Annotated in this window: 2 protein-coding genes and 1 pseudogene; all 3 read left to right on the top strand. The window is 58.7% G+C overall.

What is annotated here, in order from left to right:
* Window positions 1-749 (top strand): type VI secretion system baseplate subunit TssF (locus WCA53_RS08845; RefSeq protein WP_423908099.1); only part of this gene is annotated, 749 nt, incomplete at its 5' end.
* A 378-nt stretch (window positions 750-1,127) separates the two neighbouring features.
* The gene (locus WCA53_RS08840) at window positions 1,128-1,430 is read left to right on the top strand and encodes a hypothetical protein (protein ID WP_423908096.1); all 303 of its coding nucleotides are present in this window, start codon (window positions 1,128-1,130) and stop codon (window positions 1,428-1,430) included.
* 12 nt (window positions 1,431-1,442) lie between these two features.
* A pseudogene (locus WCA53_RS08835) lies at window positions 1,443-1,636 on the top strand (hypothetical protein); the annotation flags it as partial.

The raw sequence follows: 1,636 nt of genomic DNA, 5'->3' as shown, positions 1-1,636 counted from the left end.
CGGTCGTGGGACGCGAAGCGTCTACTGGCGTGCGTTTCGAATATGCGCTCTTTGCGGCCTTCCGGCATCGCGGTGGCATGTTGCGCCATGAGATGCCCGAACGATATTTTCATACGCGATTGCAGCGTGGCGCGTCGGGACGCTTCGATACGTGGATCGTGCTCGGCGGTCATGCGTGGGAACAGCAGACAACGCTGCCGCAAGAGGTTTTGTCGGTGACCGTGACAGGGACGAACGGCATGTTGCCGCGCAAGGGGCTGCATGAATCCAGCATCCGGCACATGCGCGATGGCTTCACAAATGTGGGGGCCGTGCGCAATCTGACCGCGCCAACCTTGCCGGTGTATCCGCCTACCGGGGATCGCTTTCACTGGCGCGTGTTGTCGCATCTGGCGCCTAATTACCTCTCCCTACTCGACGCAGAAATCCTGCGCGGCAGTCTCGCACTCTACGACTGGACCGATGGCGAGTTGAACCGGCGGCGTATCGAAGCGATTACCGATGTCAAACACCGGCTGCTCCAAAAGCTCGTCAAGGGCGGCTTGCTGCGTGGGGTCGAGATCGAGGTGACGCTCCACAGTGACAAGTTTGCCGGCGACGGCGATCTCGCACTATTCGGCGAGATGCTCAATCGCTTCCTTGCGCTGTACGCGACGGCGAATATCTACACAAAGCTGGTCGTGGTCTCGGTACCGAGCGGACAGCGGACAACGTGGCCCGATAACAAAGCGGAAGGAGCGCCGTTTTGAACGCGCCGCATCGCGAATATTTCCTCCCCCTGATTAGAAAATCATTTTTGGCAGATTTGCCGCGCGTCAACAAAGGCAATTTTCGCGTGGGCGAATCGCCTAATGCTGAATCTCGCCGAGCCGACGGGACTATAAACAGCGCGCAAATCCGCTCATATTCAAACCATCGGTCCCCTCGTCGCGTGTCCGCACCGGGTTGAACATTCCTTTGAACCATGTCAATCTATTTCGGGCTCGTCGCAAGCTATTTACACAGAGCGGTAAACCGATTGCGTGCGACTCCATGTTGATGCTTGCGAAGCGGCGCGCAGGGTCACGCGTGCCGTCCGGCGCGGCCGTCGTTTCATTCAGGTGCTTCATTAATAGACGGAGCCAGCCATGTCTAGTTTTGCCATCGATGGTGTTCGTTGGAACAATGATCGCGTCACTCACGTACGCTGGGGCGAGATCGATGAGTTGACAACCGATTGGGCGTCAGTACCCAAAGTGGTCGGTGTGGACCACGTCGTGGATGCCCTGGGCAAGGGAGAGCGGGTCAGGACCCTTTTCAAGCTCGGCGGCCGAATCTATCTGGGTCCCCGGGTTGCTGCAATTCCGTACGCGAACGGTCATACCGGAATTGAAGCCGTTCTTGAAGAAGATCGGGTTGAGAAATCGCTGGAAGATCTGCCAAACATCTAACTGATCCGCATCATGTCCGATGCGACCCCCGCATCCGTATCGACCGTGACTTACTTCGGCGATCACGTCCGGCTCGAACTCCATCCGCTGGACCCGCGAGTCGCGACCGTCGTGCTCGACCGGCCGGAACGTCGCAACGCGATCGATCGTCCGATGGCCGACGCGCTGCGCGCCGCCTTTGAAGCCTTCGATGCGGACCCTTCGCT

Origin of the sequence: Caballeronia sp., assembly GCF_049581465.1 — a bacterium.
GTDB lineage: Bacteria > Pseudomonadota > Gammaproteobacteria > Burkholderiales > Burkholderiaceae > Caballeronia.
Note: the sequence above shows the minus strand (reverse complement) of the source record. Positions and strands in the feature narration are given on the sequence as shown.